Source organism: Aquabacterium sp. UBA2148 (assembly GCF_002328915.1).
Classification (GTDB): Bacteria; Pseudomonadota; Gammaproteobacteria; order Burkholderiales; family Burkholderiaceae_C; genus Aquabacterium; species Aquabacterium parvum.
In genome coordinates this window covers 1,025-6,637 of record NZ_DCXA01000256.1, presented here as the reverse complement: position 1 = coordinate 6,637, position 5,613 = coordinate 1,025, and the positions used below count along the sequence as shown (strand labels likewise).

The 5,613-nt window shown below is 67.2% G+C and carries 7 protein-coding genes and 1 pseudogene; 3 read left to right on the top strand and 5 right to left on the bottom strand.

Annotated features, from left to right (window positions below; genetic code table 11):
- A pseudogene (locus tag B2W70_RS14305) lies at window positions 1–260 on the top strand (hypothetical protein); the annotation flags it as partial.
- Here the strand turns inward: B2W70_RS14305 and B2W70_RS14300 are convergent.
- The 3 genes from B2W70_RS14300 to panB form a co-directional block, all read right to left on the bottom strand.
- Complete coding sequence (locus B2W70_RS14300) at window positions 166–945, bottom strand: hypothetical protein (protein ID WP_286746679.1); 780 nt, start codon at window positions 943–945, stop codon at window positions 166–168. The pseudogene B2W70_RS14305 and the gene B2W70_RS14300 sit on opposite strands and share 95 nt — an antisense overlap.
- 113 nt (window positions 946–1,058) lie before the next feature.
- Window positions 1,059–1,934 (bottom strand): pantoate--beta-alanine ligase, encoded by an 876-nt coding sequence (panC, locus tag B2W70_RS14295; RefSeq protein WP_286746677.1) that lies wholly within the window; start codon window positions 1,932–1,934, stop codon window positions 1,059–1,061.
- Between the two features lie 15 nt (window positions 1,935–1,949).
- On the bottom strand, window positions 1,950–2,774 hold the full coding sequence (gene panB / locus B2W70_RS14290; RefSeq protein WP_286746675.1) for a 3-methyl-2-oxobutanoate hydroxymethyltransferase: 825 nt from the start codon (window positions 2,772–2,774) through the stop codon (window positions 1,950–1,952).
- Between the two features lie 185 nt (window positions 2,775–2,959).
- On the opposite strand from panB, the gene B2W70_RS14285 reads away from it, so the two are divergent.
- On the top strand, window positions 2,960–4,159 hold the full coding sequence (locus tag B2W70_RS14285) for a PQQ-dependent sugar dehydrogenase (protein ID WP_286746673.1): 1,200 nt from the start codon (window positions 2,960–2,962) through the stop codon (window positions 4,157–4,159).
- A gap of 21 nt (window positions 4,160–4,180) precedes the next feature.
- Here the strand turns inward: B2W70_RS14285 and B2W70_RS14280 are convergent, their stop codons facing one another.
- Complete coding sequence (locus B2W70_RS14280) at window positions 4,181–5,050, bottom strand: segregation and condensation protein A (RefSeq protein WP_286746671.1); 870 nt, start codon at window positions 5,048–5,050, stop codon at window positions 4,181–4,183.
- A gap of 6 nt (window positions 5,051–5,056) precedes the next feature.
- A complete protein-coding gene (locus tag B2W70_RS14275) occupies window positions 5,057–5,257 on the bottom strand; it encodes a DUF3460 family protein (protein ID WP_058089219.1) in 201 nt (66 codons plus the stop codon).
- Window positions 5,258–5,336: 79 nt separating this feature from the next.
- Here B2W70_RS14275 and B2W70_RS14270 point away from each other — a divergent pair.
- On the top strand, window positions 5,337–5,613 hold a 277-nt coding region (locus B2W70_RS14270; protein ID WP_286746669.1), incomplete at its 3' end, for a CYTH domain-containing protein.

Here is a 5,613-nt window from a genome sequence, read left to right as displayed (position 1 = left end):
TGCGCTTTGGCTGGCGCGTGGCCGAGCGGCTCTACATGATGAAGGTCGAGCGCGAATACGAACTGCTGGCGATGGACGCCGCCGCTCGCCTGCAAGCCACGCTGGCGCGCTGGCCCACGCTGGAGCAGGTGTTCTCGCAGCGCGACATCGCTTCTTATGTGGGCGTCACGCCCGTGCACCTGAGTCGACTGAGGACCTCGAAATCAACGGGGCAGGCCAAGGCAGGGTTGCCAGCGCCAGGAAGCCCCCCATCACGTTGATGAGCTTGAGCCAGCCCAGCGCCTCGCCCACAACCGGTGTTGCCGCCAGGGCCAGCGCTGCGGCCCCCACCGGCAACTGCCAGCCAATCAAACTGATGCGAAACAGGCGCCAGGGCAAGGCTTCGAACCACAGCGCCACGCCCAAGAGGCAAAAGGCCACGTGGCCCATCAACCACTTCACCGAACTCAGCCATTCACGCGACACCATGGTGTCGTAGCCGATGGCCTGGCCTTGCTCGACCGCATGCAGCAGGCTGAGCACATGGTGGTTCTCGATGGCGTCCAGCAGGCCGACGGCCACAGCCATGCCGACGACCCATGGGCCGAGCGCGTGCATGCGCGCTGCAGCCGGCGCGCAGGCTCGCAAGCGCTGCACCAGCAGGAGCGTGGTCGTCACATAACACGCGATGAACACGTCGTCGAACACGGTCAGCCACCGCAGGTGCTGGGCATGGGCCAAGAAAGACTCGGCCCAGAAAGCCGGCGACGAAACACGCTCGAAGTGCTGCACGTTCAGCCCGGTGGCCCACGACCAGCTCAGCATGGCCAGCAGGCAAAGGGCGCTGGCCGCTGCAAAGGCACGCAACAGCGCGAGCGACGGCGCGGCAGCCGAGGCATCGCCTTCTGCTGAGGCCAAAGGCCTGGCGCCCTCCAGGGGCGGTTGGTTGATGGCAAGGGAAGGCATGCGTGACTCCTGTTCAATGAGGGAGCCCGCAGTCTGGCCGGCAGGGCCAGCCGGCGCATTAACCCATGTTCACGCTGGCAGCGTCGTCACCGCCAACGCAGCCACCACACCGATCAAACTTCCAGGTTGTCGATCAAGCGGGTGGTGCCCAGCTTGGCGGCCACCAGCGTGACCAACGGTGTGGCCGCCAGCCCTTGCGCCAGCTCTTGCACCGTGGCGGGGTGCAGGTCCTTCTGGCGGCGCACCATCACGTAATCAGGTGCCCAGCCACGCGAGCGCAAGCTGTCCATGGCGGACTGTTCCCACTGCGCGAGCAACTCGGGCGTGAGCGAGGCCGCGCCTCGGGCCTGCGACTGCATGCCGCGCAGCAGGCCGATCAGCGCCAGGGCCTCGGTGCGCTCGGCGTCGCTCAGGTAGCCGTTGCGCGAGGACAGCGCCAAGCCTTCGGCTGAGCGCAAGGTCTCACCGCCCACGATCTCGATGGGCAGCCCCATCTGGGCCACCATGCGGCGGATCACCATCAGCTGCTGGTAGTCCTTCTTGCCGAAGACGGCCAGGCGCGGCTGCACGATGTTGAACAGCTTGTGCACCACGGTGCAAACGCCGGTGAAAAAGCCTGGGCGGAACGCGCCTTCGAGGATGTTGGCCAGCTCGTCAGGCGGCAGCACCTTGTAGCCCTGGGGCTCGGGGTAGAGCTCCTCTTCTGCGGGTGCAAAAAGGATGTCGCAGCCGGCACCGGCCAGCAACTCTGCATCGCGCGCCAGGGTGCGCGGGTAGCGGTCGAAGTCTTCGTTGGGCCCGAACTGCAGGCGGTTGACGAAGATGCTGGCCACCACGGGGCTGCCGCTGCCGGCCACGCGCTCGCAGGCCTGGCGAATCAGCGCCAGGTGTCCGTCGTGCAAGTTGCCCATGGTGGGCACGAAGGCGGGGCGCGACGGGGCGCGGTCCAGCTCGGCGCGCAACTCGGCGATGGTGTGGATGGTTTTCATCGGTGACTCGGGAGATCAGTAGCTGTGCACGGCTTCATCGGGGAAGCTGCCATCCTTGACGGCGGCCACATAGCGGCGCACGGCGTCGTCGGCGGTGCCACCTTCGGCGGCAAAGTTGCGCACGAAGCGCGGCAGCTTGCCACGCGTGAAATGCAGCATGTCGTGCAGCACCAGCACCTGGCCGGCCGTGGCGCTGCCCGCGCCGATGCCGATCGTCATCAAGCCCGGGTTGTCGGCCTGCACCTGGGCGGCCACAGCAGAAGGCATGAGCTCGAGCACCATCATGGCGGCGCCGGCTTCGGTCAGTTCCTTGGCGTGGCGACGCATCGTGTCCGCGCCGGCCTGGTCGCGGCCCTGGATGCGGTAGCCGCCCAGCGCGTGCACGCTTTGCGGAGTCAGGCCCAGGTGGGCGCACACGGGGATGCCGCGCTCGGTCAGGAAGTGCACGGTCTCGGCCGTCCAGCCACCGCCTTCGAGCTTGACCATGTGTGCGCCGGCCTGCATCAAGGCCACGCTGCTGCGCAGGGCTTGCTCGCGGCTCTCCTGGTAACTGCCGAATGGCAGGTCGCCGATGACCCAGGCTGTGCGGTTGCCGCGCACCACACAGCGCGTGTGATACGCCATCTCATCGATGCTCACTGGCACGGTGCTGCTGTGCCCCTGCACGAGCATGCCCAGCGAGTCGCCCACCAGGATGCAATCGACACCGGCCTCATCGACCAGGCGCGCAAACGTGGCGTCGTAAGCCGTGAGCATGGTGATCTTCTCGCCTTTGGCGTGCATCTCGCGCAGGCGGTGCAAGGTCACGGGTTTGCGGGCGGACTCGACGGCGGTGTTCATCTCATGTCTCCTCGGCGGGTGCGGCTTCGCGGGTGCGAAGGTGGGCGCCATGGTGGCTGACCTCTGCCGCAAGTGGCGCCGATTCTAAGGTGGTGAACGTCACCACGCTGACGCCAGCGTCAGGTGTCCGATCCGCCTATCATTCGGACATCCCTGGCGCCACAGCTGTCCTGCATCCCTCCGCCATGATTCGACGTTTTTTCACCATCCCCATCGTTGTCACCACCGCCCTGCTCGCTGCGGCCTTGGGGTGTGCACTCACCGGCAGTTGCGGCAGCGTCTCTGAGGTACAAGCCCGTCTCCTGGACGGCCTCAAGGTGGTCACCGTTGCGCGCGACCTCGACCACCCCTGGGGCCTGACCTTCCTGCCCGACGGCAAGGCGCTGATCACGGAAAAAGGCGGCCGCATGCGCCTGGTCGCGCTGACGGGGCAGCAAGCGCCCCAAGTGATCGAAGGTTTGCCACCTGTTCGCGACGAAGGCCAAGGTGGCCTGCTCGACGTCGCGCTGGACCCCGATTACACGAATCAGCCCTGGGTCTACTGGAGCTACAGCGAAGCGGGCACGGGCCCGGAGGCGCGGCTCAGCGGCACGGCCGTCGCGCGCGGTCAGATCAAGGACGGCCGCATGGCTCAGGTCGAGGTGATCTACCGCCAAAGGCCCAAGGTCGAAGGCAGCGGGCACTTCGGCTCGCGCCTGGTGTTCGCGCGGGACAAGACGCTGTTCATCACCCTGGGCGAGCGCCAGAAGGACCAGCCCTCCAAACCGGGCCGCGATCACGCACAGAACGTGGCCTCGGCACTCGGCAAGGTCGTGCGCATCCAGCGTGATGGCGGCATCCCCAACGACAACCCGCGCTTTGCCGGCTCGGGTGCCTTGCCCGAGCTTTGGAGCATCGGCCATCGCAACCCGCAAGGCGCTGCGCTTCACCCCGTCACGGGCGAGCTCTGGATCACGGAACATGGGCCGCAAGGCGGTGACGAGGTCAACCGCGTGCTGCCTGGTCGCAACCATGGCTGGCCGCTGGCGAGCGATGGCTGCCCCTATGGCAGCCTGCCGACGGAGTCATGCCGGGTCAACGGTGGGCGCCACGCACCCGACTTCGAGCCGCCGCTGACCACGTGGGTGCCCTGGTCGATCGCCCCCAGCGGCTTGGCCTTCAACACAGGCAAGCGCTACCCAGGGTGGGAAGGTCAGCTGTTCAGTGGCTCGCTCAAGGGTGAAGCCGTCTGGCGCATGACACTGGACGGCAACCGCATCGTCGATCGCGAGCCCTTGCTCAAGGGCCGCATCGGCCGCATCCGCGATGTGCGCATGGGACCGGACGGCTGGCTCTACTTGCTGACCGATGGCGATGGCGGCAGGCTGATCCGACTGGAGCGCTGAGGCACGCGCACCCCGCCTGGTTCAGGCCGCAGCGGTGGGCTCGTAGGCCAGGCGCACGTACACCGGCGCGAAGGCCTCGGCCTGCGTGATCTCGATGAGGCGCTCGCGCGCCAGCTCGAGCATGGCAATGAAGGTCACCACCAGCACGGGTGCGCCGCGCGTGACATCGAAGAGGTGCTCGAACTCGACGAAACGCTTGCCCTGCAGGCCACGCAACACGATGCTCATGTGCTCGCGCACCGACAGCTCTTCGCGCGTGATGGTGTGGTGGGTGTGCAGCTTGGCGCGCTTGAGGATGTCCAGCCAGGCTTCGCGAAGGTCCACCAGCGTGACGTCAGGGTGGCGCACGACGATGGACGGATCTGAGTGCACCTGCACGCGCAGGAAGTCGCGCCCCAGCAAGGGCAGCTGGTCCAGGCGGGCGCCGGCCAGCTTCATCTGCTCGTACTCGATCAGGCGGCGCACCAGTTCGGCACGCGGGTCTTCCGGCTCATCGCTGCCTTCGACCTTCTTGGGCGGCAGCAGCATGCGCGACTTGATCTCAATCAGCATCGCGGCCATCAAGAGGTATTCCGAGGCCAGCTCGAGGTTGCTCTTGCGGATCTGCTCGACGTAGGCCAGGTACTGGCGCGTGAGGTCGGCCAGCGGGATGTCGAGGACGTTGAAGTTCTGCTTGCGGATCAGGTAGAGCAGCAAGTCCAGCGGCCCCTGGAAGGCCTCCAGGAAGACCTCGAGCGCATCCGGCGGGATGTAGAGGTCCGTGGGCAGGTCGAACAGGGGCTCGCCGTACAGGCGCGCCACGGCCACGTGGTCGACGACCTGGGGCTGGCCGTGCTCGTCGAGGACGGCCGAGGGCTCGGCATCGGCCTCGTCAAGCCCGGTGACCTGCATGGGGCGTCAGCCCTTGGTGTGGTAGACGTAAGCCTGCTGGGCCACGCGGGACTCGTTGAAGTCCTGCTGGGCCTGGCGGTCCTGCGGGCGGTCCCACAGCAGGTTGCGGCCTTGGCGTTGACGCTCTTCGAGCTGCGGGTCGCGCTGCTTGAGGCTGTCGATGAACTGGGTCGCGTCGGACTTGTAGGGCTTCCAGAAGAGCGGCATGGTGGGCGTCACATCGAAGGGGGAACAACCCGCCATTTTAAGGGAGGCTGACACATCCCGGCCCCGCTGGGGCTCGACAATGCGCGCCATGCACGAAATCGAGCTCAAATTCCAGATCCCGGCCGAGCGCCTGGCCGCCGTGCGCGCCGAACTCGGCCGCCTGGGCGCCGACCTGGCCGCCCCGCTGATCCTGCAGGCCGCCTACTTCGACACCACCGACCGCAAGCTGGCCCAGGCCCGATCTGCCCTGCGCGTGCGCCGCGAAGGCGACGAGTGGGTGCAGACGCTCAAGGCCGCCGGCAGCCACACCATGGTGCGGGTGGAAGACAACCAGCCCGCGCAAGCCCCAGCCGATG

Excerpts from the sequence above, each read along its gene's own strand:
- B2W70_RS14285 (WP_286746673.1), top strand. The coding sequence starts at position 2,960 with ATGATTCGACGTTTTTTCACCATCCCCATCGTTGTCACCACCGCCCTG.
- panC (WP_286746677.1), bottom strand. The coding sequence starts at position 1,934 with ATGAAAACCATCCACACCATCGCCGAGTTGCGCGCCGAGCTGGACCGC.
- B2W70_RS14275 (WP_058089219.1), bottom strand. The coding sequence starts at position 5,257 with ATGCCGCTCTTCTGGAAGCCCTACAAGTCCGACGCGACCCAGTTCATC.
- B2W70_RS14280 (WP_286746671.1), bottom strand. The coding sequence starts at position 5,050 with ATGCAGGTCACCGGGCTTGACGAGGCCGATGCCGAGCCCTCGGCCGTC.
- panB (WP_286746675.1), bottom strand. The coding sequence starts at position 2,774 with ATGAACACCGCCGTCGAGTCCGCCCGCAAACCCGTGACCTTGCACCGC.
- B2W70_RS14300 (WP_286746679.1), bottom strand. The coding sequence starts at position 945 with ATGCCTTCCCTTGCCATCAACCAACCGCCCCTGGAGGGCGCCAGGCCT.